A 25242-nucleotide genomic window follows, 5' to 3' on the forward strand; every position below is an offset into this window, starting at 1 on the left:
GGAGGTGGCGGCAGGCAGGCCGCGGTGGCCCGGTTTCGGGCAACCCGTGATTTTACGGGTTCAGGCGCCGGCCGTCGCCTCTAAAGGCCATGCCGCCCGAGCGGTGGGACTTTCAATTGCTTGCCTGAGTCAACCAATCAATTGACAATGGCAAGCATGTCCGCCGAATCGATTACCGTGTCCGACGTCGCCGCAGTCAAGGCCGTGCGCCAGTTCAACCGCTTCTACACCCGCCGCATCGGGGCCCTCGACCCCTACCTGGGCAGCGACATGTCCCTGACCGACGTGCGGGTGCTTTACGAACTGGCGCACCGCGAGCAGGCGGTGGCCAGCGAGATCGCGAAGGACCTGGGCCTGGACGGCGGTTACCTCAGCCGCATCCTGCGCCGCTTCGAGGGCGCAGGCTGGCTCGTGCGTGAGACGCACCCGCGCGATGCGCGACAGAGCCTGTTGCGCCTGACCGAGGCGGGCCACGCCGCCTTCGCGCCGCTGCAGCAGAAGTCGCGCGACGAGGCGAACGCCCTGCTCGCCCCGCTCTCGGCGCCGCAACAGCGCCGGCTGATCGATGCGATGCACACGGTGCAGGCGCTGATCGAGCCCGAGGCCCACGCGCCGGCCAGGCCGGGCACCGCGGTCCTGCGCGACCCGCAGCCGGGCGACATCGGCTGGGTGGTGCAGCAGCACGGCGAGATCTACGCCCGCGAGTACGGCTGGAGCAGCGAGTTCGAGGCCCTGGTGGCCGAGATTGCCGGCGAGTTCCTGCGCAAGTTCCAGCCCGAGTGGGAGCACTGCTGGATGGCCGAGCTCAACGGCGAGCGCGTGGGGGCCGTGTTCCTGGTGCGCAAGTCGCCCACGGTGGCGCAGCTGCGCCTCTTGATCCTGGCGCCGCGAGCTCGGGGCCTGGGGCTGGGCGCACGGCTCACCGACGAATGCATCGCCTTCGCCCGCCGCAAGGGCTACAAGAAGATGGTGCTGTGGACCAACAGCTGCCTGCTGGCCGCGCGCGGCATCTATGCGGCGCGCGGCTTCGAACTGGTGAAGTCCGAGCCCTACGAGGGCTTCGGCCAGCAGCTGGTGGGCGAGACCTGGGAGCTGAAGCTCTAATAATAAGCCCTATTGCATGAACCAGCCGTGGCTCACCACCAGCGACTGCCCGGTGAGCGCATTGGTCGGGAAGGCCGCGAACAGCAGCGCCACGCGCGCCACGTCGTCGGTGGTGGTGAACTCGCCGTCCACCGTCTCCTTGAGCATCACGTTCTTGATCACCTGCTCCTCGGTGATGCCCAGGGTCTTGGCCTGCTCGGGGATCTGCTTCTCGACCAGCGGCGTGCGCACGAAGCCTGGGCAGATCACGTTGGCGCGCACGCCGTGCTTCGCGCCCTCCTTCGCGACCGTCTTGGCCAGCCCGATCAGGCCGTGCTTGGCCGTGACGTAGGGTGCCTTCAGCAGCGAGGCTTCCTTGGAGTGCACCGACCCCATGTAGATCACGCTGCCGCCGCGGCCCTGCGCGTACATGTGCTTCAAACAGGCTTTGGTGGTGAGGAAGGCGCCGTCGAGGTGGATGGCCAGCATCTTCTTCCAGTCGGCAAAGCTGAACTCCTCGACCGGGTGCACGATCTGGATGCCGGCATTGCTGATGAGGATGTCGATGCCGCCGAAGGCCTTGGCGACCTCCTCGACAGCCGCGTCGACCTGCTCTTCGCTGGTGACGTCGACGCCGACGCCGATGGCCTGCGCACCGCCTTCCTTCAGCTCGGCGGCGGTGGCGTCAGCTGCCTGCTTGTTGAGATCGGCGATGACGATCTTGGCGCCTTCCTGCGCGAACAGGATTGCGATTTCCTTGCCGATGCCGCTGGCCGAACCGGTGATGAAGGCGACCTTGTCCTTGAGTTGCATGGGATGTCCTTTGGATGAGGGGTGGGAGATGATGGCGCGTGCAAGCTGCGTGCCGGTGACGGAGCGTGGCTCGAGAATCTTGGGCCAGGCTGACCACCGCCGGCCTCAGAGGCCTCTCATTGCGGCGCCGCCTGGACCGCTGGCACCCGCATCGGGTGTCGAACGCGCGGCTTGTGGGCCTCGGTGAGGTCGAAGGTGGTGACGCCGTTGACCTGCGCGGCGGCGCGCAGCAGCTCCGGATGCTCCAGCGTGTTGCGGATGTCGCGCAGCCCTGCGTCCCAATGCTCGTCGACCGAGGTGCGCGAGAACTCGTAGTCCTTGGAGTCGAGCTCGTAGGGCTTGTCGCGGTAGATCAGGTGCACGATCTCGACCGGCTGGTGCGTGAGCTGCGCACACACCGCGGCCACGCTGGCATCGTTGCGCAGCGAGGCCGGCAGCTTGGCGATCAGGTCGGCCACCGCCTGCTGCAGGTTCATGTTGGAGGCCAGCGCATCGGTGTTCATGCGGGTGCGGCTGGAGTAGGTGATGTCCTTCTGCCGCTCCAGGGTCTCGGCGAGCGTGCGCGGCATGCTGCCGCGGGCGCTGAACAGGTCCACCTGCAGCACCAGCAGCGACTCGGTGCGCGGATGGGTGTCGAGCACGTACTGCAGCGGCGTGTTGGAGACGATGCCGCCGTCCCAGTAGTCCTCGCCGTCGATGTGCACCGGCGCGAAGCCAGGCGGCAGCGCGCCGCTGGCCATGATGTGCTCGGGCCCGATGCGCTGTTTCGTGTTGTCGAAGTAGACCGAGTTGCCGCTGCGCACGTTGACCGCGCCCACGCTGAAGCGGATGTCGCAGTGGTTGATGCGGTCGAAGTCCACCAGGCGCTCGAGCGTGGACTTCAGCGGCGAGGTGTCGTAGTAGCTCAGCAGCGGCGCTGCGCCGCCGAGCAGCAGCGCGGGGTCGCGACGCGGCCTAAAGAAGCCCGGCACGCCGAACATTGCGGCCGAGTTCGCGCTCCACTGGTTGAAGAGCGCGCGGTCGCCCCAGCCGGGCGGCAGCCGCTGCGCAGGGCCCGAGGACACGAGGTCCCAGAACTCGCGCAGGCGCGCCACGCGCATGTCGGGCGGGTTGCCGGCAATCAGGGCGGCGTTGATCGCGCCGATCGACACGCCGGCCACCCAGTCGAGCGCCTTGTGCTTCTCGTACACGCCGGCATAGACGCCCGCCTGGTAGGCGCCGAGAGCGCCGCCGCCTTGCAGCACCAGGGCCTTTCTGGCAGCCGTGATGTCGACGCGCGGGATGGAGGAGCGAGAGGTGGAACCGTTGAGCTTTTTTCTTGGGGTGGTGGTACGCATGGATCGATTGGACACCATGCCCCCACCCCGAAGTTCCAGGCCGAAGCCTTACATCTTGGGCAGCAGCTGCCCCCGGATCTCACCGTTCGGATTGGCCGCGGTGTGGATGTTGGCGTACCAGCGCCCGGCCATCAGGTCGGCCGCTTGCGTCGTGGTCAGCGTGGCCTGGCCCTCGATCGGGCTCTCGGGGCTGGCGAAGGGAAGCACCACGCCCGCATTGGCACCGGCGGCCGCGGGGCCGTGGAAGTGGGCCGCCGTGGCCGGGCCGCTCAGGCCGGTGTAGACGATCTTGTACTTGAGGACATTGGTGTCCTTGTTGAGCCAGGCCTCGGCCAGGCCGCTGCCGCGTGTCATGTTGGGCGGCACCTGGCTGGCTGCGTTCATGCTGCCGCTGAAACTTGCCGTGTTGGACCTCGACATCATGCCGCAGCCCGCGAGGGCGGCGGTCGCCACGCCGGTCACGAGGGCGGCGCGCAAGAGGGTGGCAGGTCGGTTCATGAGCGGATCTCCATAGTTGCAACAGCGAACAGCATAGACAGCACGGGACGCCCCGCGTGTCGGCCACGAGCCCGTTTTTCGGGGGGCGTTGCGATGGCATCATCCGGCGCATGACGACTGCTCCCCTGCCCTCCTCCCGCGAGGTCGCCGCCTTCTGGCGCGACGCCGGCCCCGCCCGCTGGTTCGCGAAGGACGAAGCCTTTGATGCCGAGTTCAAGTCGCGCTTCGAGGCTGCGCATCACGCTGCCGCGAGCGGCATGCTCGATGCCTGGGCCAACGAGGCCGACGGCGCGCTGGCCCTGCTGGTGCTGCTCGACCAGTTCCCACGCAACGCATGGCGCGGCAGCGCCCACATGTTCGCCACCGACGGCAAGGCGCGCGCCATCGCGCGCGCCGCCATCGCGGCCGGCCTCGACCAGCAGGTGGAGAGCACGCTGCGCCCCTTCTTCTACCTGCCCTTCATGCACTCGGAGTCGCTGGCCGACCAGGAGCGCTCGGTCGAGCTCAATGCCGCGCTCGATGCCAACACGCAGCGCTTTGCGGTCCTGCATCGCGACATCGTCGCGCGCTTCGGGCGCTTCCCGCATCGCAACCCGATGCTCGGGCGCGAGACCACGGCGGAGGAACAGGCCTTCCTGGACCAAGGCGGTTTCGCCGGGTAGCGCCGGGTCACTCGCCGCGAACAGGCCTTGGCTAACGCGTCGGCGAAGTCGGCGCCCCCGGTCGCTCGACATGCCGCAGCGACCCGTACTTGTGCGCATACACCCACGTGAATTCCGCCCCCAGCAGGAAGATCTGCGCCGAGTAGTAAACCCACACCAGCACCACCACCAGCGAGCCCGCGGCGCCGTAGCCCGAGGCCACGCTGCTCTTGCCGATGTAGAGGCCGATCAGGTGCTTGCCGACGGCGAACAGCAGCGCCGTGACCGCCGCACCCACCCACACATCGCGCCATTGCACGCGCACGCGCGGCATGATCTTGTAGATCATCGCGAAGCCCACGGTGACCATGACGAAGCTGAAGAGGAAGTTGACGCCCTGCGCCAGCGCGGCCCAGCCGCCGAAGACCGGCGCCCACCACTTGCTCAGCGCCGCCAGCGCGGCACTCGCCACCAGCGACACCATCAGCAGGAAGCCGAGGCCCATGATCATGCTGAAGGACAGCAGCCGCACGCGCAGCAGCTTCAGCCAGCTCTTGCCTTCGTCGCGCGCCGGCGCGCGCCAGATGCGGTCCAGCGCGTCCTGCAGTTCGCCGAACACGGTGGTCGCGCCGACCACCAGCAGCGCGATGCCGATCACCGTCGCGACGATGCCCTCCTTCGGCTTGTTGACGGCCTCCAGCATGCCCTGCACCGCGCGCGCCCCCTGCTCGCCCATCAGCCCCGAGAGCTGGATCATGATCTCGCCGCGCGCGGCCTCCTGGCCGAAGACCAGGCCCGCGACGGAGATCACGATCAGCAGCAGGGGCGCCACCGAGAACACGGTGTAGTAGGCCAGTGCGGCGCCCATGCTCGGGGCGTAGTCGGCCTTCCAGGACAGGACGGCCTGCTTGAAGAGATCGAAGAGTGCGCGCGGCTGCATGCCCGCGAGTGTCGCAGCATGGGCGCAGCCGCGCGTCGGCGCCAGCCCCGAGCAGCGGCCGGACCGCGCTGCGAACATAATCGCGGGCGATGCATCCGGCCTCCTCCATCGCGGCGCCCTCCGAGCGCCCGCAACCCCGCTCCGTCCGCGACCTGTTCTTTTCCTTCACCTGGCTGGCGCTGCAGGGCTTCGGCGGCGTGCTCGCCATCGTGCAGCGCGAGATGGTCGAGAAAAAGCGCTGGCTGACGGCCGACGAGTTCCTCGAGGACTGGGCGGTCGCCCAGGTGCTGCCGGGGCCGAACGTGATCAACCTTGCCCTGATGATCGGCGACCGCCACTTCGGCCTGCGCGGCGCGATCGCCGCCGTGGCCGGCATGCTGACCGTGCCGTTGGGCGTGATCCTGGTGCTGGCGCTGCTCTACGCCCACTTCGCCGGCAACCCGCAGGTCGCCGGTGCGCTGCGCGGGATGGGCGCGGTGGCCGGCGGGCTGATCGCGGCGACCGGCATCAAGCTGATCCCGGCGTTGCGCCGGCATCCGCTGGGCTTCGGCGTCTGCCTCGGCATCGTGGCGCTCGTCTTCAGCGCCATCGCCTTCGCGCGCATTCCGCTGGGCTGGGTGCTGCTGGTCGTCGGCGGCGTTGCCTGCGTGTGGACCTGGAAGAGGATCCGAGCATGAGCATCGCTGGGCCGCCCCAAGATGCGAAAGCCCCCTCGGGGGGCAGCGAGGACACGCCAGTGCCGAGCGTGGGGGCCTTATGACCATCGCGATGCACTGGCATGACTGGCTGGCGCTCTTCGCCCAGTACCTGATGCTCTCGATGCTGTCGATCAGCGGCGCCATCACCACGGTGCCCGACATGCATCGCTACCTGGTCGACCAGAACGGCTGGCTGACCGACGCGCAGTTCAGCTCCTCGGTCGCGATCGCCCAGGCGGCGCCGGGGCCCAACGTGCTCTTCGTCGCGCTGATGGGATGGAACGTCGGCATCAACGCGGGCGGCGGCATCGGCGCCGGGCCGCAGGCCTGGGCGCTGGGCCTGTTCGGGCTGACGGTCACCATGGTCGGCATCATGCTGCCGAGCACCACCCTGACCTATTTCGCGACGCGCTGGGGCCACCGCAACCGCGAGCGCCGCGAGGTGCGCGCCTTCAAGCAGGGCATGGCGCCGGTGGTCGTGGGCCTGCTGATCGCCACCGGCTGGGTGCTGGCCGCCGGTAACCATGCCGGCAACGCGCCTGCCTGGCACCTCTGGCTGCTGACCGGCGTGGCGGCGCTTATCGTCTGGCGCACTCGCCTCCACCTGCTGTGGCTGCTGGGTGCCGGCGCCCTGCTGGGCGCCTTCGGCTTCGTCTGAAATTTCCCGGGAAGACATCCATGCAACTCCGCCCCCTCGGCCGTTCCGGCCTTCAAGTGTCGCCGCTGGCCTTCGGCGGCAACGTCTTCGGCTGGACCGTGGACGAGAAGCTCTCGTTCCGCCTGCTCGACGCCTGGCTCGACGCCGGCTTCAACTTCGTCGACACCGCCGACGTCTACTCCAGCTGGGTGCCGGGCCACAGCGGCGGCGAATCGGAAACCATCATCGGCAAGTGGCTGCGCCAGGGCGGCAAGCGCAACCAGGTGGTGCTCGCGACCAAGGTCGGCAAGCCGATGGGCGACAACAAGAAGGGCCTGTCGCCGGCCTACATCCGCCAGGCCGTGGACGCCTCGCTCAAGCGCCTGCAGACCGATCACATCGACCTGTACCAGTCGCACGACGACGACGCCGACACGCCGCTGGCCGACACGCTCGGCGCCTTCGCCGAGCTGATCCAGGCCGGCAAGGTGCGCGCCATCGGCGCCTCGAACTACAGCGCGCCGCGGCTGGCCGAGGCGCTGGACGTGGCCGAGCGCCAGGGCCTGCCGCGCTACGAGAGCCTGCAGCCGCTCTACAACCTCTGCGACCGCGCGGTGTTCGAGGAGGCGCTGGAGCCCCTGTGCCTCGAGCGCGGCGTGGGCGTGATCAACTTCTATGCGCTGGCCGCCGGTTTCCTGACCGGCAAGTACCGCAGCGAGGCCGACGCCGCCAAGAGCGCGCGCGGCGCCAGCACGACGAAGAAGTACCTCAACCCGCGCGGCCTGCGCATCCTGGCCGCGCTCGACGAGGTCGCGAAGACACGGGGCGCGACGCCGGGCCAGGTCGCCCTCGCCTGGCAGATCGCCCGCCCCGCCATCACCGCGCCGATCGCCAGCGCCACCTCGGCCGGCCAACTCGACGAGTTGGTGGCCGCCGCGCAGCTCTCGCTGGACGCTGAGGGGATCGCCCTGCTCGACGAAGCAAGCGCCGAGGGCGCACAGCAACGGTAGGTGCCGGCCGACACGCCTTGGCGGCCGACGCCGCATGGAACGCGCGTCATGGCATGAAGAGACTGGTTCGATCCTCACGTCGGAGAGAAAACCATGTCTTTTGCGCTCTACATGATCGGCTTCCTGCTCTTCCTCGCCGGCCTGGCCTGGGGGGCCTCGGTCATCGGCATTCCGACGCTCTACATCGGCATCGGCGCTTTGATCCTGCTGGGCATCGGCATCTTCAGCGCCGTGGGCCGCACGCGCAGCAAGGACCCTTCGTAGCGCGCACCGCAAGCCCGAGTTCACGCCGGTGACTGCGGCGGTCGATGCACATTCAGGCAGTACGCGAAGAACTCCTCGAGTTCTGTGGACTTGTCGAAGATCGCGTCGGCGCCGGCCTGTTTGGAGGCGGTCCGCATGGCCTCGGTGGCCGAGTTCGTCAACACGACGACGCGTTGGCGCGGTTCCCGTCCCAGGGCCCACTCCAGGACGCCAAGGCCATGCCCTTCCTTCAGGAAGAGATCCACCACCGCCAGGTCCCATTCACCCTTGTGCTTGGCAAGCCAGTCGATGGCCTGCGCTTCCGTCTCGGCTGTCGCCATGACGCTCGCGGAACCGAGATCCGCCAAGGCTGGCACCAGATGCGCACGGATCCTCGGGTTGTCTTCGACGAGGAATACTGAAAGCGCAGCCATAGAGGGGTTCTCTTCGCTTTGGCAAACCACCGTAGTGATGCCGGCTCCGACGCAGGTGAGCACCCATGACATTGCGGGGTAGGAAGGCTTCCTAAGAGGCGGTGCTCTTGGCGCATGCCGTACACGACGACGGGCTCAGGGGGCATGCCACCGAGACCCACGCGAGTGGAGGTATCGCGTCCGTTCCACGAACTCGCAGCCAAGGTACGGGAACGACTGGACCTTTGAGAGCTCCCCGCCTCGCTGTCGAGCCAACCCCTCAGTTCATTGAAATGCAGTCGGCAAGCGGCACCTGCTACGGCTTTCTGAAGAAACTCGTCCAATCGAGCGAGTGAGCCTCGTTGGCGCCAGGCTCTCCGCGTGCAACCGCCACGGCCTGCAACTCGGGGACAAGGGTCAGAAGCCGACGCGTGAGCCAGTAAAGATCCGAGGCATCGAGCGGGTCCGGCAATCTCAGCGCCTTGATCAACAGTTGCGGGCGTCCGCCCAAAGGAAGAGCTGTCAGCGGCTCGAGGATCGAAGCCAACTCGTCTCGTACCTCTGTGTTGGCGAGGACATGCTCGTCCAGACTTCTCCAGATGGCCAGCACTGCGCGTTCGCATTGCTTGGCATCCGATAGCGGCGTCGTTTGCGCGAGAACACCGGAAGGCATGCGGCGCAAGGGGACGAAGCCTTTATGCATGGTCATGGCACTAATAGTTTAGTACTACGTCCGAGCAATGCAACACCGCACTGCTGCTGCAAGGCTTCGCCTACCTGTCGCCCGGGCGCAGCTGACCTTGGCGGAGCAGGTCCTCCTCTGGGTGACCGCGGCCACTCGCCTTCAACGGCAAACGGCATAGGCCGTTGAGTTGCTTGCGACTTCCAATGGTTTTCGCTAAAACTTAACCATTACATCGAAACAACTGCCGGTAGAGACACTCCGCCAGCAGTGAGAGGTGGAACGAGCACGCAGGTACGGATGCGGTACCAAAGGATGATCTATGTTTACTTGGATCATTGGCTCAAGTCTGCGATTTCGCTTCCTGGTGCTCGCCATGGCCGCAACGCTGTTGGTGTTCGGAACCCAGCAACTGCGCCGGATGCCGGTGGATGTATTCCCGGAGTTCGCTCCGCCCAAGGTCGAGATCCAGACCGAGGGTCCCGGCATGACCGCCACCGAAGTCGAGGAACTCATCACGATTCCCATGGAGGACCAGCTGCGCGGCGTGCCGGGCGTCGAGTACGTCCGCTCCTCGTCGGTGACGGGACTCTCGCAGGTGGTGCTCCTGTTCAAGATGGGCACCGACCTCATGGATGCGCGGCAGCGCGTGCAGGAGCGCTTGAAGCTCGCCATCGCCGAGTTGCCGAAGTCTTCGGGTATGCCGGTCATGCTGCAGCCTCTCTCCTCGACCAGCCGCGTCATGAAGATCGGCCTGTCCTCGAAGGTCTACGACCAGATGGACCTGTCGATGATCGCCTATTGGACGGTCAAGTTCCGGCTCATGTCCGTCCCCGGCGTGGCCAACATACCCATGTGGGGCGACCGGATCAAGTCGCTGCAGGTTCAGGTCGACCCGAGCCTGATGCGCGCCCACAACGTCACGCTCAACGAAGTCATGGAGACGACTTCGGACGCCCTGGACATCGGCATGCTGTCGTACAGCTCCGGTGCAAAGGCGCGCATCGACGGGATGGTCGACACGCCCAACCAGCGCTTCGCCATCCACAACGAGTCGCCGGTGTTCTCGACCGAACACCTGGCCGCAGTGCCGCTGACCCTCAAAGGCAGGCGTGCCGACCCGCCGCGGCTGGGCGATGTCGGCAAGGTGGTGTGGGACACCTGGCCCATGGTCGGCGACGCCGTCATCAACGACGAGCGCGGCCTGATGATGATCGTCGAGAAGCTGCCTTGGGCCAATACGCTGGAAGTCACGCGCGGCATCGAGGATGCCCTGGCTGCGTTGAAGCCGGGGTTGCCGGGCATCGAGATCGACTCCACGATTTTCCGGCCGGCGACCTTCATCGAGCTGTCGATGAGCAACCTGACGCAGGCGCTCATCATCGGTTGCATCCTGGTGGTCCTCGTGCTCGGCGCCTTCCTTTATGAATGGCGAGTGGCGCTGATCAGCGTGGTCGCCATTCCCCTGTCGCTGGTGGCAGCCGGAGTCGTTCTGTACCTGATGGGCGCCACGATCAATACGATGGTGCTGGCAGGATTCATCGTCGCCCTCGGCGATGTGGTGGACGACGCCATCATCGATGTCGAGAACATCGTGCGGCGCCTGCGCCAGCACCGCCAGGCAGGCAGCGGCAAGTCGACGGCGCGCATCATCCTCGAGGCCTCGATCGAGGTGCGCTCCGCCATCGTTCACGCGACGGTGATCGTCGTGCTGGCGGTGACGCCGGTCTTCTTCATGGGCGGACTGTCGGGGGTGTTCTTCGAGCCGCTGGTCCTCGCCTACCTGGTGGCGATGCTGGCTTCCATGGTGGTGGCGCTGACGGTGACCCCGGCCCTGTGCCTGCTGCTGCTGGATCGCACACGCGTCGAGCGCAGGGAGTCTCCGCTGGTGCCGTGGCTCAAGCGCCACTATGCGGCAGCGCTTTCGCGGGTCATCGACACGCCGCGCGCCGCCTTCGCGGCCGCCATCATTCTTGTCGTCGCAGCCATCGGCGTGTGGCCTTTCCTGGGAGCGTCGCTGCTCCCCGAGTTCAAGGAACGGGACTTCCTGATGCACTGGGTCCCGCCCGAGGGCACCTCGCACCCGGAGACCTTCCGCATCACCCAGGCGGCCAGCCGCGAGTTGCGCGCCATCGAGGGCGTGCGCAACTTCGGCGCCCACATCGGGCGCGCCGTCGGCGGCGACGAGCCCTATGGCGTGAACTTCACCGAGAACTGGATCAGCGTCGACCCCAAGGTGGACTACGACAAGACCCGCGCGAGCGTGGAGGCGGCGGTGGCCGGCTACCCCGGGCTCTACCGCGACGTGCAAACCTACCTGAAGGAGCGGATCAAGGAGGTGCTGACCGGCGCGGGCGAGTCCATCGTCGTACGCATCTTCGGTCCTGAGCTGTCGGTCCTGCGCGAGAAGGCGCACGAGGTGGAAGACGCGCTGAAGGGCATCCCCGGACTCATCGATCTCCACCTTGAACAGCAGGTCGATGTGCCGCAGGTGCAGGTCAAGGTGAATCTGGACAACGCTGCCCGTTACGGGATCAAGCCCGGGGACGTGCGGCGGGTGGTGAACATCCTGATGTCCGGCATCGAGGTCACGGACATCCACAAGGGTGGCAAGGTCTACGATGTCTTCGTCTGGACCGACCCCTCGTCGCGCCGCAACGTGGACGACATCCGCGAGTTCATGATCGACACGCCCTACGGCGGTCGTGTGCGGGTGGCGGACATCGCCGACATCAACATCCTGCCGACGCCGAACAAGATCAAGCGCGAGAACAATTCGCGGCGCATCGACATCCACGCCAACGTCAAGGGACGTGACCTGGGCTCCGTGGCCAGCGATGTCGAGCAGCGGCTCGAGAAGCTCCAGTTCCCCATCGGGTACTACCCGCAGCTGCTGGGCGAATACAAGGAGCGCCAGGCGGCACAGCGCAATCTGCTGGTCGCCTCCGTCGTCGTCGTCGTGGCGATCTTCCTTGTCCTGCATGCGACGTTCGGGAATCTGCGGCTCGCCACCCTGGTCTTCCTCGCTCTCCCGGCCGCGCTGGTCGGCGCCGTGTTGGCGACCTTCGCCGCCGACCGCGTCATTTCGCTCGGCTCCCTGGTGGGCATCATCACGATCCTGGGTCTGTCGGCGCGCAACGGCATCATGCTCATCGAGCACTGCCGACACCTCGAGCGAGAGGAAGGCATGCCCTTCGGCACCCCATTGGTCCTGCGCGGCGCCGGCGAACGCCTGTCGCCGATCCTGATGACCACCCTGTGCACCGCGCTGGCACTGCTGCCGCTGATCGTGCCCGGCAGCATTCCCGGCCATGAGGTCGAGCACCCGATGGCCGTGGCCATCCTGGGCGGCATCATCACCTCGTCCCTGCTGAGCCTCTTCGTGATACCGATCCTGTATCTCCGGTATGGGGCAAGCGTGCGCGAGCCCTTTGCGGCCCCGCCTCTCCGGACGGCGTCGCCCTAGCGTCGCGTGACGACGGCCGCATCGAGTCGAAAGTCCAGAGAAGAAGAGAGGCAGTCATGGTTCGCTTGCTCAGATATCTCGGCGTCATCGTCTCGACCATCGCCTTGACGCTGGGCGCACCGGCACGCGCGCAGGATCCCGCACCGAATCCCGCACCGAATCCCGCACCGGATCAGCAGGTCCCAGCTCGTTCGCAGGCCAAGGACGCGGCGGCGGATGGCCATACGCCCAAGCCCGTGGAGGACGCGGCGGAGCCGGACCATATCCGCGGCCAGGTCACCCTGGTCGAAGCATCCCTGATCGCCGTGAAGACCCGCGAGGGAAAAACGTTGAGCATCGGACTGCACGACAACACCACGGTCATCGGCCTCAGCAAGGGCAGCTTCGCGGAGGTGGACTTCGGCATCTACGTCGGAGCCGTCGCAGTGAAGCTGGAGGAATACAGCCCCATCGTGCGCGATTCGGCAGTTTGGCTGCACAAGGGTTTCGAGCTGCGGATCATCGACGACAAGCTGCGCGGCATCGCCCTGGGCCACAGGAAGTGGGACCTGACGTCCGACAGCATCATCTCCCACGGCTGGGTGGACGACCTCGAGGTCCGTGTGCTCTCGATCAAGTGGGGGCCAACCGACTACGACGAAACGGACGTGGAGGTTCCCCGCGACGTGCCGATCCACAAGATGTCGCTGGCCGACAAGAGCCTGATCAAACCGGGCATGTCCGTCTTCGTCGGTGCGCTCAAGGGGTCGGACGGCAAATACGCAGCCCTCTTCGTCATCGTTGGCAAGGACGGCCTCGTCCCGGCGTTGTAGCAAGCGAAGTCTGAGACAAGGAGCACTCCCATGAAAACCCAGCACCTGGCCGCGGTCGCAACCCTTCTGTTGGTGCCAGCAGCAGCACTCGCGGCGGGTCCCGATCCATCGAAGCCGACGGGGAAGAATGCCGCGGTCACGCTGGAGACGATCGCGGGGAGCAACGTCAAGCGCGTTGTCCTGAGCGCGAAGGCGGCAGAACGCCTGGGGATCGAAACCGGAAAGGTGGGCGAGCAGTCGATCGTCCACAAGCAGATGGTCAGTGGGCTCGTCACCGCGGCGGCCGACAAGCCGCCCGCCGCGAAGCCCGGTGGCGGCGGCATCTTTGGCGGTTTCGCGCAAACCGGCAGCACCGCTGCAGGCGCTGCTGCAGTGGCTACGGTGGTTTCTGCCACGCACGCGCAGCAGCAACCCGGAGGTGGACCCGGCCTGGGGAAGGTCGTCATCGAATCGCCGCAGCCGCCGACGCCTGCAACGCCATCGGCGCGGACCAACATCCCCATCCTCGGCGACGCCTGGGTGGTGGTGAGCCTGTCTGCCGCGGAGTGGGAACGGCTCGCCAAGGACAAGCCGGCACGCCTGCTGCCGCTTGCCACCCGTGACACCTTAGGTGGCGACTTGCTCGCGCAGCCGTCCGGCGTCGCGCCGCTCGAGGACACGAAGCGCTCGATGCTTTCGCTCTACTACATCGTGCCCGGCGCGAACCACGGCCTGACGCTGAACAGTCGCCTGCGCGTCGAGCTGCAGATTTCCGGCACCGAGGACAAGCGCAAGGTCGTGCCGTACAGCGCCGTGTACTACGACGGCAAGGGCGCCGCCTGGGTCTACGTCAACACCAAGCCGCTGACCTTCGAGCGGCAGCGCATCAACGTGGAGCGCATCGTCGGCGACGTGGCGATCCTTTCCGGCGGTCCCGCCATCGGAACCCCGGTGGTCACCGTGGGTGCGTCGCTGCTCTTCGGGACTGAGATCTTCGGCAAGTAGCACGCATCGGTAGGCGTTGGGCGAAAGGAGGCGGGTATGTTTCGCTGGATCATTGGCTCGAGCTTGCAGTTTCGCTACCTGGTGCTGGGCATCGCCGCGGCGCTGATGGTCTTCGGCACGGCTCAGCTGCGCAAGGCGCCCGTCGACGTGTTTCCGGAGTTCGCGCCGCCGGTGGTGGAGGTCCAGACCGAGGCGATCGGTCTGTCGGCCGACGAGGTGCAGAGCCTCATCACCCTCAACCTCGAGGAGCTGCTCTCGGGCGTGCCCTGGCTGGAGTCGATCCGGTCGCAGTCGGTGACCGGCCTCTCCTCGATCGTGCTCACCTTCAAGCGAGGGACCGACCTCATGAAGGCCCGGCAGATGATCCAGGAGCGCCTGACACTGGCCTATACCCTGCCGAACATCGCGCAGCCGCCCGTGATCCTGCAACCGCTCTCGGCAACCTCTCGCTTCATGATGGTCGGGATCACGTCGGACAAGGTCGAGACGACCGAACTGTCGCTGCTCACGCGCTGGACGATCAAGCCGCGGCTGCTGGGGATTCCCGGGGTCGCGAACGTGGCGATCTGGGGCCAGCGCCTGCGTCAGATGCACGTCCAGATCGACCCCGGCCGGTTGCACGACGCCAAGGTGCTGCAGGAAGACATCATCGCCGCCGCCGGCGATGCGCTGTGGGTGTCGCCGCTGACCTTCCTCAAGGGATCGGCACCAGGCACCGGCGGGTGGATCGACAACAAGAACCAGAGGCTGGGCGTCCAGCATACGATGCCGATCGAGACGCCGGAAGACATGGCGAAAGTGGCCGTCACGACGCCGCATCTGCTGCTCTCGGGCAAGTCGCTGTCGCTGGGCGATGTCACCGAGCTGACCTTCTCCCATCCGCCGATGATCGGCGACGCGGTGGCCAAGAACGGCAACGGCCTGATGCTGGTCATCGAGAAGTTCCCCTCCACCAACACGCTGGAGGTCACACGCGCGGTCGACCGCGCGCTGGCGGAGCTGAGTCGCGGCCTGCCGGGCGTGCAGATCGATACACGGGTCTACAGACTGGCGTCCTATGTCGACGACTCGATCGCCCATCTGGCGCAGGCGATCCTCCTCGGCGGCGTGCTGGTGATCCTGGTGATCGGCGCGTTCCTGAACAGCTGGCGCAGCGCCCTGATCAGCGCGGTGTCGATCGCCCTCACGCTGCTGGCCGCCTTGACGGCGCTGCAGCTGACGGGCGCGACGATCAACACCATGATCCTGGCCGGCCTGATCGTTGCGCTGAGCGTGGTCATCGACGATGTGGTGGTCGACACGCAGATGCTGCGCGAACGATTGCGCGCGCACGGCCCAGACAGCGGCACAACGGTCACGTCGGTGGTCTTCGCGACAACCCTTGCATCCCAACGCAACGCACTCTACGCGACCCTGGTCGTCGTGCTCGCCGTCCTGCCGATCTTCTTCATGGGCGGCGTGGCGGGCTCGTTCTTCGAGCCACTGGCCATCGCGTATCTGTTGGCGGTGGCCGCATCGATGGTGGTCGCTCTGACCGTGACCCCCGTGCTCAGCCTGATGCTGCTGGGGCGCGCGGCCGGCCGGGAACGCGACTCGGCTTTCGCCGTCTGGCTCGGCGAGAAATACGACTCGGGCTTGCGCAAGCTCATCGCCGCGCCGCGCAAGGCGCTGCTGGTGGCCGGCGTCGCAGTGCTGGCCGGCGTCGGCATCTGGCCGCTGCTGGGCCAATCGCTGCTTCCGACCTTCAAGGAGCAGGTCCTCTTGGTGAACTGGTCCACGCCTCCAGGGACCTCCCACGCCGAGACGCATCGCATCACTTCGCGGGTCAGCAGCGAGCTGCGATCCCTGCCCGGTGTGCGCTCGGTCGGCGCCCATGTGGGTCGCGCGGTGACCGGCGACCAGGTGGTGGGCATCAATGCGAGCCAGATCTGGATCGGCCTCGATCCCAAGGCCGACTACGCCAAGACGGTCGCAACGATACGCGAGACCATCGAAGGCTATCCAGGCATCGAGCACAGCGTGCGTTCCTATCTGCGCGACAAGGTCAGCGAGGTGCTCACCGGCGCGGGCCATGCGATCGTCGTGCGCATCTACGGCCAGAAGATCGAGGTGCTGAACCAGAAGGCCGAGGAGGTCCGGCAGGCGATCTCCGGCATTCGGGGAATCGTCGACCTGCAAACCGAAGGGCAGGTGGAGGAGCTCCAGTTGCAGGTCAAGGTGGACCTCGACGCTGCGGGCCGCGCCAACGTCAAGCCCGGTGATGTGCGGCGCTCCACGGCAACCGTGTTCGCCGGCCTGGTGGTTGGCTACCTGTTCAAGGAGCAGAAGATCTACGAGGTGGTGGTGCACGGTGCGCCCGAGGCTCGGCACAGCGTGACCAAGCTGCGCGATCTGTGGGTCGACAAATCGGATCGCACGCAGGTGCGCCTGGGCGATATCGCCGAGGTCAGCCTGGTCTCGACACCGACGGTCCTGCGCCACGAGCGCATTGCGCCCTATGTGGACGTCGTGGCCAACGTGTCGGGGCGCGATGCGAGCTCGGTGGCAGAAGAAGTGGAGGACCGGCTGGAGAAGATCCGCTTCCCGCTCGAGTACCACCCCGAGCTCCTGGGCGAATCGGCCGAACTGGAAAGCGCCCAGCAACACATGCTCGGGGTTGCGCTGGCGGCGCTGGTCGGAATCTTTTTGCTGCTGCAAGCCTGCTTCGGAAGCTGGCGACTGGCGACGATGGCTTTTGTGGGCCTTCCGGCGGCGATCGCAGGGGGCGTGCTGGCGGTGCTGGTCACCGGAGGCGTGACCTCGCTGGGTTCGATCGTCGGGTTCCTCGCGGTGCTCGGCATCGCGGCGCGCAATGGCGTGGCCCTGCTCGATCACTACCAGCACCTGGAGGCACGAGAAGCGGTGCCCTTCGGTCTCGAGCTCGTGGTGCGCGGAGCGCGCGAGCGGCTGTTGCCCATCCTGGCGGGCTCCGTCGCTATCATCGCCGCGCTGCTGCCGATCATCGTCTTCGGGCAGCGCGCCGGATTCGAAATCGTGCAGCCCACGGCCATCGTCATCATCGGCGGCCTCGTCGCATCGACCCTCGTGACGCTGTTCGCGATGCCGGCGTTGTACCTGCTTCTGGGAGCGGGAGCCCAGCGCCACTCCGACCTCGGCCTGGCCGATGGCTAACCTCGACATGAAAGAGAGACTTCCCATGAAGACGAAGACCTTTCGATGCCTGCTGGCTGCCGCAGCAATGTTCGCGTGCGGCGCGGCAGGTGCGCAAGCCACGGGCACGGTATCGGGCTGGCAACAGGATTTCCGCATCGCGAGCTGCAATCTCGTGTCCCAGGGGAAAAATCCCTACTTCGTGCTGGAACCGGGTTATCAGCTCGTCCTCGAAGGCGGTGACACCAAGCTCCAGATCACCGTCCTCGACGAGACCAAGTCGGTCGCAGGGACCACGACGCGCGTCGTCGAGGAAAGGGAGTGGAAGAAGGGAGAGCTGTATGAAGTCTCCAGGAACTACTTTGCCATGTGCGAGCAGACCAAGGACGTCTTCTATTTCGGCGAGGACGTCGAGTTCTACAAGAAGGGCAAGGTGATCAAGCACGACGGGAGCTGGCATGCGGGCGTCAACGGCAACAAGGCCGGCCTGATCATGGCGGGAACACCGAAACCGAAGATGAAGTACTACCAGGAGATCGCGCCCGGCGTGGCGATGGACCGGGCCGAGATCGTGAGCCTCGACGAGACGTGCAAGACCCCGGCGGGCACCTTCTCCGGCTGCATGAAGGTGAAGGAAAGCTCGGCCCTCGAACCGCTCGTGAGCGAGTACAAGTACCACGCGCCGGGCATCGGGCTCGTGCGGGATGAGGATTTGCGGCTGATCCGGTACGGTTTTGTCAAGAACAAGTGACAGCGCGTTTCCCCTCGGTACGGCGGCATTGCCTTGCAGACGTTGCTACGCAATGATTCGTTGCAGTGAGGCAGGAGTCCGCTACAACGATGAAGATCAGCAATGGATTGAATCGAGCATGTCGAGGCTCAACGCGGTCCCTGGCGTGTTCCCTCTTGCTCGCTGCCGCGCAGGAGGCGATGGGGGCTGAGGCCGGGCAGGCTTCAGTCACTCCGATCGAACAGGCGGCCGGCAGCACCGATACGCAGCCGCCGGTTCCCGACGAGTCCATCTCGAATGTCGACACAGGCATTCAGGTGGCGCAGTTCCAACTGCCCCCACCCCAGTCAGGCGAACCGGCCATTCCGGGGGACCCTGTGTACTCGCGCTATCCGGAAAGGCCGTTGATCTCTCGCCTGGAGTATCAGTTCTCGTATGGCAGCGAATCGGACGTCACGTACCGACGCAACCCGGATCTCGACCGGCGCCTGAAGGACACCTCGCTGATCCTGTCGCCCCAAATCAACGGGGCCATCATCTACCGGCCTAACGATCGTGTGGAAATGATGCTCGAGGCGATCCTGCAGAGAGACATCGCTGTGAAGGAACAGGACATCGTCACCCTTCCGAGCGGGCAGACGCAACTTGCGCCGCGCCACTACAACTCGCTGCCCATCGACCAGGCCTGGGTGACGTTCAAGAATCTGGGGCCGGCCGACTTGACGTTGGGACGGCGCAATTTCGAAGACGACCGGCATTGGCTGTACGACACCTCGCTCGACACTGCGCTGGTCAAGCTCAAGGGAGGTGCCTTTCAAGCCGAACTGAGCTATTCGCGCAAGGATAGGCTGGACCTCGACCTGCTCGCTCCTGTTCAGAAGACGCGCAGAGATATCTATATGGCCTACCTGAGCTACCGCGGCATCGAAGACATGAGGTTGTCCGGCTACACGATCTACAGCGAGGATCAGGCAGGCAGGGAAGGACAACCTCTGCTCCTCGGATTGCGGGCCCTCGGCAACCCGTCCGACCGATTCAACTACTGGACCGAACTAGCGCTTCTGCGCGGCAAGGATGAGACCAAGAAGAACTTCAAGGGCTATGCCGTCGATATCGGTGGCACTTACCGGTTCCCGGATCTGCCGTACGCCCCCAACATCACGCTGGGCTACGCGCTCGGGAGTGGCGACGGAAACCCGAACGACCGCAGGAATCACGAATTCCGGCAGACGGGCCTGCAGTCGAACGAAGCCAGGCTGGGCGGCATTCCCAAGCTGAAGTACTACGGCGAGGCCCTCGATCCGGAATTGAGCAATCTGCAGATCCTCACGGTCGGGCTCGGCTTCAGGCCGGCGCCGAACATCTCGGTGGACCTTGTCTATCACCGCTACAAGACGAACAAGCTAGCGAGCGATCTTCGCAACGCTGCCCTGACGGCGGAGATGAACCAGGACAGTTCGCGGCCGAGCAAGGAAGTGGGGGACGCGCTCGACGTCGTGATCGGCTTTCGCAACCTGTTCGGCGTGCGGCGGCTCGGACTGGACCTGAGAGCGGGATTGTTCTTTCCCAAGGGAGCGTATCGCAACGAAGTGCTCTTCAACCATCCCGTCACCAGGAGAGAGATCAGCACCTTCCGCAAGGCAGACAAGGGGATCAGCATTGTTGCCAAGTTCTGGTACTAAGGCGCTCCCGGTTGCCCGACAGCATCCTTGACGGCCATTGCGCTCGATCTCGCGGCGGACGGCGAGAGGCGCTCGCCCTAGTTCCTGCGCGGAATGGGCTGGTTCGGTGCGCAAACGACGCGCACGGTGAGCCGCCAGCGACGCTCCGCACCAATTGCCGCCCATGCTTGGGCGATCACGCCATCCTTTCCTCCAAGAATGCAATCAGAACAGGGCAGCGAGATGCCAACGAGGCCAAACTCGTCCAACTGCTGGCCGGGCAGGCGGCAGAGCATGCGCGCCTCTTGAAATCCTCAGGATCGGCTCCTAAATCCTCCCCGGAAGCGCCGGAGGCGTCTCCGGCGCTCCGTCTGGTTCAACCGTATGGAGGTTTTCGCCATGTATCGATCCTTGTTCCCGCGCGACCTGTTCGCCGAGATGGATCGCCTGCAACGCGAAATGCAGCAGGCCTTCGATCTGTCTCCAAGCATCCGGGGTCTCGGCCGCGGCGGTTTTCCCGCCCTGAACGTCGGCGGCACGCCGCAGACAGTCGAAATCTACGCCTTCGCCCCCGGCCTAGACCCAGCCACGATCGACATCCAGCTCGACCGCGGCCTGCTGACCGTGGCCGGCGAGCGAGCCTCGAAGCTGCCGTCACAGGAGGGCTCGAAGTCCGCCGTCCACATCAACGAGCGCTTCGCAGGCAGCTTCCGGCGCATGCTGACGCTGCCCGACGACGCCGACCCGGACGCGATCCAGGCCGACTATCGCGACGGCGTCCTGCACATCACGGTCCAGCGGCGCGCGTCGGCCCAGCCCCGCCGCATCACGATCCAATGAAAAGGAGCAGCGACATGAACGACGTTGACACTGTCCGCTCGACTTCTCCCTCCACCGTTGCACGCAAGGACAGGGCGGGCTACGGCGAGGCGGCACTGACGCCGCCCGTCGACGTGGTGGAGGACGGCACCGGCATCACGCTGTATGCCGACCTTCCCGGCGTTTCGAAGGACAAGCTTCACCTCCAGGTGGAGTCCGACACGCTCACCATCGATGCCGACTCGAATCTGAGCGTGCCCGAGGGGCTGCAGTCGAGCCACACGGAGGTCGGCCTCGCGCGCTTCCACCGCGTCTTCACCTTGAGCAAGGAGCTCGACACCGAGAAGGTCTCGGCCGAGCTGGCACAGGGCGTGCTCACATTGCGCATCCCGAAGGTGGCGCAGGCACAGCCGCGGCGCATCGACGTCAAGGTAAGCTGAAGACCGCTTGACCCTTTGGCCGGCGCGGTCGGCCCGGAGGGTGATCCACGCGAAAGCGTACGCTTTCGCGTGGATCGAAGCGGCCTGAAGAATTGAACCGAGCGAGGAAGAAGTGATGAACGATGACGGCGAGGTCAAGCGCTTCGTCTATGAGGCGTGGGAGATCCGCGTTTGCCTGGGCACGGTGGCTACCGAAGGACAGGCCTCGGGCCATGCGGACCTGTGGCGCGATGGCGAGCACAGGTGCCGCGTCGCCCTGACCGGGCGGTTCCAAGATTCCGAGAGCGCCTGCGATGCGCTGGAGCGCAAGGCAAGGGCCTGGGTCGACGACTGGGAGGCACGCGATCACTCGGGCGAGACCGGCTTCGCCAACCTGCCCTAGGCTGCGCCGCTGCGCTGCCGCATCGCCTCGTAAAGGCACACCCCGCTTGCGACGGAGACATTGAGGCTCTCGACTGCACCGGCCATGGGAATGCGCACCAGTTCGTCGCAGGTCTTGCGCGTGAGCTGGCGCATGCCCTCGCCTTCCGCCCCCAGCACCAGCGCGAGGGGCCGCCGCAGGTCGCTCTGGTAGAGCGTGCCCGGCGCATCGTCGCTGGTGCCGACGCACCAGATGTTGCGTTCCTTCAGCTCGTTGAGCGTGCGCGCGAGGTTGGTCACCATGAAGTAGGGCACCGTCTCGGCGGCCCCACTCGCGACCTTGGCGACAGTCGCATTGATGCCCGCGGCATGGTCCTTGGGCGCGACCACCGCGTGCGCGCCGGCGCCATCGGCCACCCGCAGGCAGGCACCGAGGTTGTGCGGGTCGGTGACGCCGTCGAGCACCAGCAGCAGCGGCACCGTGCCGGCGGCCTCGAGGCCTTCGAGCAGCTCGTCGAGCGAGTGGGTCTGCGCAATCGGCTGCACCCGCGCGGCCACGCCCTGGTGGCCGTGGCTGCCGGCGAGCTTGGAAAGGCGCAGGCCGTCGGCCTCGATCAGGCGCACGCCGGCCTCCTGCGCACGGGTGACGAACTGGCGCATGCGGGCATCGCGGCGGCTGGCGTCGAAGAGCACCTCGATCACCGATTGGGGCGCGGTCTTGATGCGCACGCCCACGGCATGGAAGCCGAAGATCACTTTGGGGGAAGACATGGCGGGATTATCGAGCCCGCTTCGCAGCCCCCCGGGTCAGACGCCCTGGTCGTCGAAGCCCACGCGCCCGGCCTCGATGGTGATGCGGCGCTCGCACTGGGCGGCGATGCCGCGGTCGTGCGTCACGAGCACGAGGGTGGTGCCGAGTTCTCGGTTGAGGTCGAACATCAGGCGCATCACCTGCTCGCCGGTGGCGAAGTCCAGGCTGCCCGTGGGCTCGTCGGCCAGCAACAGCGCGGGCTGGACCACGAAGGCGCGGGCCAGCGCCACCCGCTGCTGCTCGCCGCCCGACAGCACCTTGGGATAGTGGTTCAGGCGCTGGCCGAGGCCGACGCGGCCCAGCATCTCGGTCGCGGCCTTGCGCGCGTCGCGGCGGTCTGCCAGCTCGAGCGGGAGCATCACGTTCTCGAGGGCGCTCAGGTTGCCCAGCAGCTGGAAGCTCTGGAACACGAAGCCGACCTTGCGCGCCCTGAGCGCGGCGCGCTCGTCCTCGTCGATGGCGAAGAGGTCCTCGCCGGCCAGCTTGACGGTCCCGCGGGTGGGTGTGTCCAGCCCGGCGACGATCGACAGCAGCGTGCTCTTGCCCGAGCCGGAGGCGCCGACGATGGCGGCGGTCTCGCGCTCGCCCAGCGTGAAGTCGATGTCCTGCAGAATGTCCAGCGTGCCGGCGGAGTCGGTGACCGACTTGAAGACATGTTCGACGGCGACAATGGCGGCGGGTGGTTTCGAGGACATTGAAAAGGGTTTTGCGCGTGGTGAATCGACGTCACTTTATCTTGGCCGGCGCACTGGCCGGTTCCTCCGGGTATTGGACCGCGGCCCAGGCCCAGGCCGCCGCCGGCAAACCGGTGATCCTGGTCGTCGGCGACTCGCTGTCCGCCGAGTACGGTCTCAAGCGCGGCGAAGGCTGGGTGCCGCTGCTGGAGAAGCGCCTGGCCGAGCAGAAGATCGCAGCCACGGTGATCAATGCCAGCATCAGCGGCGACACGACTGCCGGCGGCCGCGCGCGGCTGGCGGGCCTGCTGTCGCAGCACAAGCCGACGCACGTGGTGCTCGAACTGGGCGGCAACGACGCCCTGCGCGGGCTCTCGCTCGCGGGCACCGAGGACAACCTCACGCAGATGACCAAGGCCGCCCAGGCGGCCGGCGCGCAGGTGCTGATCGTCGGCATCCAGGTGCCGCCCAACTACGGCAGCGACTACACGCGGCGCTTCGAGGCCTTGTTCGCCAAGGTGGCCGGCGCCACCAAGGCCGCGCTGGTGCCCTTCCTGCTCAAGGGCGTGGCAGACAGTCCCGAGGCAGCGGCGCTGTTCCAGGCCGACCGCATCCACCCGACCGCCGCCGCCCAGGCACGCATGCTGGACAACGTGTGGCCGGCGCTGCGGAAGCTGCTTCCGGCCAAATGAGCGATTGAGCGATTGAGCGATTGAGCGATTGAGCGATTGAGCGGCTGAACGAAAAGGCGCAAAAAAAGCCGCTGCAGGCCTCGCCCGCGGCGGCTTTCTTCTTGCACTGATCGGTGTAGCGAGCCGTTTGGCAGCGGCTCAGCCGTCTTTGGTCGGCAGCTCCGGCACGGTGGGCGGATCGCGTTCCAGCGAGGCGACATCGGTTTCAGGGTCGCCTGGCGCGAGGCCTTCGCTGCTGGGGCTCAGCTTGCGAGCGGCTTTTTCTCGTGCCTTCTCTTCCTTCTTTTTCTTCTTGGCCAACTCCTTCTGACGTTTCTCGTAGCCGTAGTTCGGTGTTGCCACGTTCACTCCTTCCTGAAAGGCAGTCCCGGTGACTGCGCGTGCCTCACTGTACGCGATAACCGGGCCGGTTCAGAGCGCGGCGAGGGCTTGTTCGAGGTCGGCGCGCAGGTCCTCCGCGTCCTCCAGGCCGATCGAGAAGCGCACCAGCGTGCCCTTGTGCGGCCAGTGCGAGACGCCCGGGTCGCGCATCAGACCGATGTCGTAGGGCACGACCAGGCTGATCGGCCCGCCCCAGGAGTAGCCGAGCCGGAACAGCTTCAGGCCGTCGCAGAAGCGGTCGACCTGCGCCGCGCTGTAGCGGGCGTCGAACACCACCGAGAAGAGGCCGGCCGCCAGGTCGGTGGCGCCGCACAGCCGCAGCCAGTTCGCGTGCCCCGGCGAGCCTTCCAACGCGGGATGCAGCACCTGCGCGATCTCGGCCCGATCGGCCAGCCAGAGGGCCAGCTCGCGGGCGCTGCGGTCATGCGCCTCGTAGCGCAGCGCGATGCTGGGCAGCGAGCGCAGCAGCGCTTCCACGTCGCCAACCGCGCTGCCGAATCCGATGCGCATGTGGCTGAGCTTGAGGGCGCGGTGCAGCCGCTCGTCGCGCGTGATGACGCTGCCCATCAGCACGTCGCCGCCGCCGCTCGGATACTTGGTGAGCGCCTGGATCGAGATGTCGACGCCCTGCCCGCTGCCGTTGAAGTCGAAGGGAGCGAAGGCGAGGCCGGCGCCCCAGGTGTTGTCCAGCGCCGTGAGCACGCCGCGCGCGCGGCAGGCCGCCACCAGCGCGGGCAGGTCCGGGAACTCCATCGTGACCGAGCCGGCCGCTTCCAGCCACACCAGCCGGGTGCGCTCCGAGAGCTTGGCCGCAAGATCCGCCGGGTTCATGGGGTCGTAGAGCCGGTGCGTGATGCCGAAGTTGGCCAGCTCGCCGTTGCACAGCGCCTTGTTGGGGCCGTAGGCGTTGTCGGGGAGCAGCACCTCGTCGCCGGTCTTGAGGAAGGCGAAGGCCACCAGCGCGATCGCCGCCAGGCCGCTGGGCGCCAGCAGGCATTCGGTGCCGCCTTCCAGCGTCGCCAGCCGCTCCTCGAGGGTGAAGGTGGTGGGCGTGCCGTGCAGGCCGTAGGTGTAGCCGGCCTTGGTCTTCCAGTCGCGCGCGCGCATGGCGGCGACGTCGGCGAAGAACACGGTGGACGCCTTGTAGACGCCCGGCTGGGGTGCGGCGAAGTTGGCGGGGGGCTTGTACGGGTGGTGGATCAGGTCGGTGATGGGCTTGGGCATGTCGCCATGCTAGTCGACGTGCCGGAGCGTGCGTCCGACAATG

General features: G+C 66.5%; 27 protein-coding genes. 16 read left to right on the top strand and 11 right to left on the bottom strand.

Annotation, left to right across the window (positions count from 1 at the left end; all coding sequences use genetic code 11):
- Positions 1-156: 156 nt before the first annotated feature.
- Positions 157-1104 (top strand): bifunctional helix-turn-helix transcriptional regulator/GNAT family N-acetyltransferase, encoded by a 948-nt coding sequence (locus tag GXN78_RS02605; RefSeq protein WP_239142577.1) that lies wholly within the window; start codon positions 157-159, stop codon positions 1102-1104.
- Between the two features lie 9 nt (positions 1105-1113).
- Here the strand turns inward: GXN78_RS02605 and GXN78_RS02610 are convergent, their stop codons facing one another.
- The 3 genes from GXN78_RS02610 to GXN78_RS02620 form a co-directional block, all read right to left on the bottom strand.
- The gene (locus tag GXN78_RS02610; RefSeq protein WP_106558241.1) at positions 1114-1896 is read right to left on the bottom strand and encodes a 3-hydroxybutyrate dehydrogenase; all 783 of its coding nucleotides are present in this window, start codon (positions 1894-1896) and stop codon (positions 1114-1116) included.
- 116 nt (positions 1897-2012) lie between these two features.
- Entirely contained in the window at positions 2013-3233 is a 1221-nt protein-coding gene (locus GXN78_RS02615) for a patatin-like phospholipase family protein (RefSeq protein ID WP_106558240.1), read from the bottom strand.
- A 48-nt stretch (positions 3234-3281) separates the two neighbouring features.
- Entirely contained in the window at positions 3282-3731 is a 450-nt protein-coding gene (locus GXN78_RS02620; protein ID WP_106558239.1) for a CHRD domain-containing protein, read from the bottom strand.
- 110 nt (positions 3732-3841) lie between these two features.
- Here GXN78_RS02620 and GXN78_RS02625 point away from each other — a divergent pair, with 110 nt between their 5' ends.
- Positions 3842-4393, top strand: a complete 552-nt coding sequence (locus GXN78_RS02625) for a DUF924 family protein (protein ID WP_106558238.1) — start codon at positions 3842-3844, stop codon at positions 4391-4393.
- 31 nt (positions 4394-4424) lie between these two features.
- On the opposite strand, the gene GXN78_RS02630 is transcribed toward GXN78_RS02625, so the two are convergent.
- Complete coding sequence (locus GXN78_RS02630) at positions 4425-5312, bottom strand: YihY/virulence factor BrkB family protein (protein ID WP_106558253.1); 888 nt, start codon at positions 5310-5312, stop codon at positions 4425-4427.
- An 89-nt stretch (positions 5313-5401) separates the two neighbouring features.
- On the opposite strand from GXN78_RS02630, the gene GXN78_RS02635 reads away from it, so the two are divergent.
- From GXN78_RS02635 to GXN78_RS40760, 4 genes are all read left to right on the top strand, one after another.
- Positions 5402-5989 (top strand): chromate transporter, encoded by a 588-nt coding sequence (locus GXN78_RS02635; protein WP_106558237.1) that lies wholly within the window; start codon positions 5402-5404, stop codon positions 5987-5989.
- A 79-nt stretch (positions 5990-6068) separates the two neighbouring features.
- Positions 6069-6668, top strand: a complete 600-nt coding sequence (locus GXN78_RS02640; protein ID WP_106558236.1) for a chromate transporter — start codon at positions 6069-6071, stop codon at positions 6666-6668.
- Positions 6669-6688: 20 nt separating this feature from the next.
- A complete protein-coding gene (locus tag GXN78_RS02645; RefSeq protein ID WP_106558235.1) occupies positions 6689-7657 on the top strand; it encodes an aldo/keto reductase in 969 nt (322 codons plus the stop codon).
- Between the two features lie 93 nt (positions 7658-7750).
- Complete coding sequence (locus GXN78_RS40760; RefSeq protein ID WP_181360598.1) at positions 7751-7921, top strand: hypothetical protein; 171 nt, start codon at positions 7751-7753, stop codon at positions 7919-7921.
- 20 nt (positions 7922-7941) lie between these two features.
- Here GXN78_RS40760 and GXN78_RS02650 read toward each other — a convergent pair whose 3' ends face one another.
- Together GXN78_RS02650 and GXN78_RS02655 are read right to left on the bottom strand one after the other, a co-directional pair.
- Complete coding sequence (locus GXN78_RS02650; RefSeq protein ID WP_106558252.1) at positions 7942-8334, bottom strand: response regulator; 393 nt, start codon at positions 8332-8334, stop codon at positions 7942-7944.
- 295 nt (positions 8335-8629) lie between these two features.
- Positions 8630-9022 carry a hypothetical protein gene (locus GXN78_RS02655; RefSeq protein WP_106558234.1) on the bottom strand — a complete coding sequence of 131 codons (393 nt, stop codon included), beginning with the start codon at positions 9020-9022 and terminating at the stop codon, positions 8630-8632.
- 295 nt (positions 9023-9317) lie between these two features.
- Here GXN78_RS02655 and GXN78_RS02660 point away from each other — a divergent pair, with 295 nt between their 5' ends.
- From GXN78_RS02660 to GXN78_RS02685, 6 genes are all read left to right on the top strand, one after another.
- A complete protein-coding gene (locus GXN78_RS02660; protein ID WP_106558233.1) occupies positions 9318-12461 on the top strand; it encodes an efflux RND transporter permease subunit in 3144 nt (1047 codons plus the stop codon).
- Positions 12462-12517: 56 nt separating this feature from the next.
- On the top strand, positions 12518-13273 hold the full coding sequence (locus GXN78_RS02665) for a hypothetical protein (protein WP_106558232.1): 756 nt from the start codon (positions 12518-12520) through the stop codon (positions 13271-13273).
- Positions 13274-13303: 30 nt separating this feature from the next.
- Positions 13304-14257: a hypothetical protein gene (locus tag GXN78_RS02670; protein ID WP_106558231.1), complete on the top strand. Its 954-nt coding sequence runs from the start codon at positions 13304-13306 to the stop codon at positions 14255-14257.
- A gap of 36 nt (positions 14258-14293) precedes the next feature.
- Positions 14294-17428 carry an efflux RND transporter permease subunit gene (locus GXN78_RS02675; protein ID WP_106558230.1) on the top strand — a complete coding sequence of 1045 codons (3135 nt, stop codon included), beginning with the start codon at positions 14294-14296 and terminating at the stop codon, positions 17426-17428.
- Between the two features lie 25 nt (positions 17429-17453).
- Positions 17454-18158 carry a hypothetical protein gene (locus tag GXN78_RS02680; RefSeq protein WP_239142579.1) on the top strand — a complete coding sequence of 235 codons (705 nt, stop codon included), beginning with the start codon at positions 17454-17456 and terminating at the stop codon, positions 18156-18158.
- Positions 18159-18247: 89 nt separating this feature from the next.
- Entirely contained in the window at positions 18248-19819 is a 1572-nt protein-coding gene (locus GXN78_RS02685) for an alginate export family protein (protein WP_106558228.1), read from the top strand.
- Between the two features lie 77 nt (positions 19820-19896).
- Here GXN78_RS02685 and GXN78_RS02690 read toward each other — a convergent pair whose 3' ends face one another.
- Positions 19897-20094: a hypothetical protein gene (locus GXN78_RS02690; protein WP_146163095.1), complete on the bottom strand. Its 198-nt coding sequence runs from the start codon at positions 20092-20094 to the stop codon at positions 19897-19899.
- 103 nt (positions 20095-20197) lie between these two features.
- Between GXN78_RS02690 and GXN78_RS02695 the strand changes: the two genes are divergently transcribed.
- From GXN78_RS02695 to GXN78_RS02705, 3 genes are all read left to right on the top strand, one after another.
- The gene (locus GXN78_RS02695; RefSeq protein ID WP_106558251.1) at positions 20198-20638 is read left to right on the top strand and encodes an Hsp20/alpha crystallin family protein; all 441 of its coding nucleotides are present in this window, start codon (positions 20198-20200) and stop codon (positions 20636-20638) included.
- A gap of 14 nt (positions 20639-20652) precedes the next feature.
- On the top strand, positions 20653-21057 hold the full coding sequence (locus GXN78_RS02700; protein WP_106558227.1) for an Hsp20/alpha crystallin family protein: 405 nt from the start codon (positions 20653-20655) through the stop codon (positions 21055-21057).
- 115 nt (positions 21058-21172) lie between these two features.
- On the top strand, positions 21173-21439 hold the full coding sequence (locus GXN78_RS02705; protein ID WP_106558226.1) for a hypothetical protein: 267 nt from the start codon (positions 21173-21175) through the stop codon (positions 21437-21439).
- Here the strand turns inward: GXN78_RS02705 and rlmB are convergent.
- Entirely contained in the window at positions 21436-22188 is a 753-nt protein-coding gene (rlmB, locus tag GXN78_RS02710; protein WP_106558225.1) for a 23S rRNA (guanosine(2251)-2'-O)-methyltransferase RlmB, read from the bottom strand. The two genes, GXN78_RS02705 and rlmB, sit on opposite strands and share 4 nt — an antisense overlap.
- Before the next feature lie 36 nt (positions 22189-22224).
- On the bottom strand, positions 22225-22923 hold the full coding sequence (locus tag GXN78_RS02715; protein ID WP_106558224.1) for an ATP-binding cassette domain-containing protein: 699 nt from the start codon (positions 22921-22923) through the stop codon (positions 22225-22227).
- 41 nt (positions 22924-22964) lie between these two features.
- Here GXN78_RS02715 and GXN78_RS02720 point away from each other — a divergent pair, with 41 nt between their 5' ends.
- Positions 22965-23594: an arylesterase gene (locus tag GXN78_RS02720; protein ID WP_239142580.1), complete on the top strand. Its 630-nt coding sequence runs from the start codon at positions 22965-22967 to the stop codon at positions 23592-23594.
- A gap of 138 nt (positions 23595-23732) precedes the next feature.
- On the opposite strand, the gene GXN78_RS02725 is transcribed toward GXN78_RS02720, so the two are convergent.
- Both GXN78_RS02725 and GXN78_RS02730 read right to left on the bottom strand, forming a co-directional pair.
- Positions 23733-23936: a hypothetical protein gene (locus GXN78_RS02725; RefSeq protein ID WP_106558249.1), complete on the bottom strand. Its 204-nt coding sequence runs from the start codon at positions 23934-23936 to the stop codon at positions 23733-23735.
- Positions 23937-24005: 69 nt separating this feature from the next.
- Positions 24006-25199 (bottom strand): cystathionine beta-lyase, encoded by a 1194-nt coding sequence (locus GXN78_RS02730; protein WP_106558223.1) that lies wholly within the window; start codon positions 25197-25199, stop codon positions 24006-24008.
- Between the last annotated feature and the right edge of the window lie 43 nt (positions 25200-25242).

Source organism: Variovorax sp. WS11, from assembly GCF_010499245.1.
Classification (GTDB): Bacteria; Pseudomonadota; Gammaproteobacteria; order Burkholderiales; family Burkholderiaceae_C; genus Variovorax.

Coding starts and splice junctions, on each gene's coding strand:
- GXN78_RS02605 (WP_239142577.1), top strand. CDS start 157: ATGTCCGCCGAATCGATTACCGTGTCCGACGTCGCCGCAGTCAAGGCC.
- GXN78_RS02610 (WP_106558241.1), bottom strand. CDS start 1,896: ATGCAACTCAAGGACAAGGTCGCCTTCATCACCGGTTCGGCCAGCGGC.
- GXN78_RS02615 (WP_106558240.1), bottom strand. CDS start 3,233: ATGCGTACCACCACCCCAAGAAAAAAGCTCAACGGTTCCACCTCTCGC.
- GXN78_RS02620 (WP_106558239.1), bottom strand. CDS start 3,731: ATGAACCGACCTGCCACCCTCTTGCGCGCCGCCCTCGTGACCGGCGTG.
- GXN78_RS02625 (WP_106558238.1), top strand. CDS start 3,842: ATGACGACTGCTCCCCTGCCCTCCTCCCGCGAGGTCGCCGCCTTCTGG.
- GXN78_RS02630 (WP_106558253.1), bottom strand. CDS start 5,312: ATGCAGCCGCGCGCACTCTTCGATCTCTTCAAGCAGGCCGTCCTGTCC.
- GXN78_RS02635 (WP_106558237.1), top strand. CDS start 5,402: ATGCATCCGGCCTCCTCCATCGCGGCGCCCTCCGAGCGCCCGCAACCC.
- GXN78_RS02640 (WP_106558236.1), top strand. CDS start 6,069: ATGACCATCGCGATGCACTGGCATGACTGGCTGGCGCTCTTCGCCCAG.
- GXN78_RS02645 (WP_106558235.1), top strand. CDS start 6,689: ATGCAACTCCGCCCCCTCGGCCGTTCCGGCCTTCAAGTGTCGCCGCTG.
- GXN78_RS40760 (WP_181360598.1), top strand. CDS start 7,751: ATGTCTTTTGCGCTCTACATGATCGGCTTCCTGCTCTTCCTCGCCGGC.
- GXN78_RS02650 (WP_106558252.1), bottom strand. CDS start 8,334: ATGGCTGCGCTTTCAGTATTCCTCGTCGAAGACAACCCGAGGATCCGT.
- GXN78_RS02655 (WP_106558234.1), bottom strand. CDS start 9,022: ATGACCATGCATAAAGGCTTCGTCCCCTTGCGCCGCATGCCTTCCGGT.
- GXN78_RS02660 (WP_106558233.1), top strand. CDS start 9,318: ATGTTTACTTGGATCATTGGCTCAAGTCTGCGATTTCGCTTCCTGGTG.
- GXN78_RS02665 (WP_106558232.1), top strand. CDS start 12,518: ATGGTTCGCTTGCTCAGATATCTCGGCGTCATCGTCTCGACCATCGCC.
- GXN78_RS02670 (WP_106558231.1), top strand. CDS start 13,304: ATGAAAACCCAGCACCTGGCCGCGGTCGCAACCCTTCTGTTGGTGCCA.
- GXN78_RS02675 (WP_106558230.1), top strand. CDS start 14,294: ATGTTTCGCTGGATCATTGGCTCGAGCTTGCAGTTTCGCTACCTGGTG.
- GXN78_RS02680 (WP_239142579.1), top strand. CDS start 17,454: ATGAAGACGAAGACCTTTCGATGCCTGCTGGCTGCCGCAGCAATGTTC.
- GXN78_RS02685 (WP_106558228.1), top strand. CDS start 18,248: ATGAAGATCAGCAATGGATTGAATCGAGCATGTCGAGGCTCAACGCGG.
- GXN78_RS02690 (WP_146163095.1), bottom strand. CDS start 20,094: ATGCTCTGCCGCCTGCCCGGCCAGCAGTTGGACGAGTTTGGCCTCGTT.
- GXN78_RS02695 (WP_106558251.1), top strand. CDS start 20,198: ATGTATCGATCCTTGTTCCCGCGCGACCTGTTCGCCGAGATGGATCGC.
- GXN78_RS02700 (WP_106558227.1), top strand. CDS start 20,653: ATGAACGACGTTGACACTGTCCGCTCGACTTCTCCCTCCACCGTTGCA.
- GXN78_RS02705 (WP_106558226.1), top strand. CDS start 21,173: ATGAACGATGACGGCGAGGTCAAGCGCTTCGTCTATGAGGCGTGGGAG.
- rlmB (WP_106558225.1), bottom strand. CDS start 22,188: ATGTCTTCCCCCAAAGTGATCTTCGGCTTCCATGCCGTGGGCGTGCGC.
- GXN78_RS02715 (WP_106558224.1), bottom strand. CDS start 22,923: ATGTCCTCGAAACCACCCGCCGCCATTGTCGCCGTCGAACATGTCTTC.
- GXN78_RS02730 (WP_106558223.1), bottom strand. CDS start 25,199: ATGCCCAAGCCCATCACCGACCTGATCCACCACCCGTACAAGCCCCCC.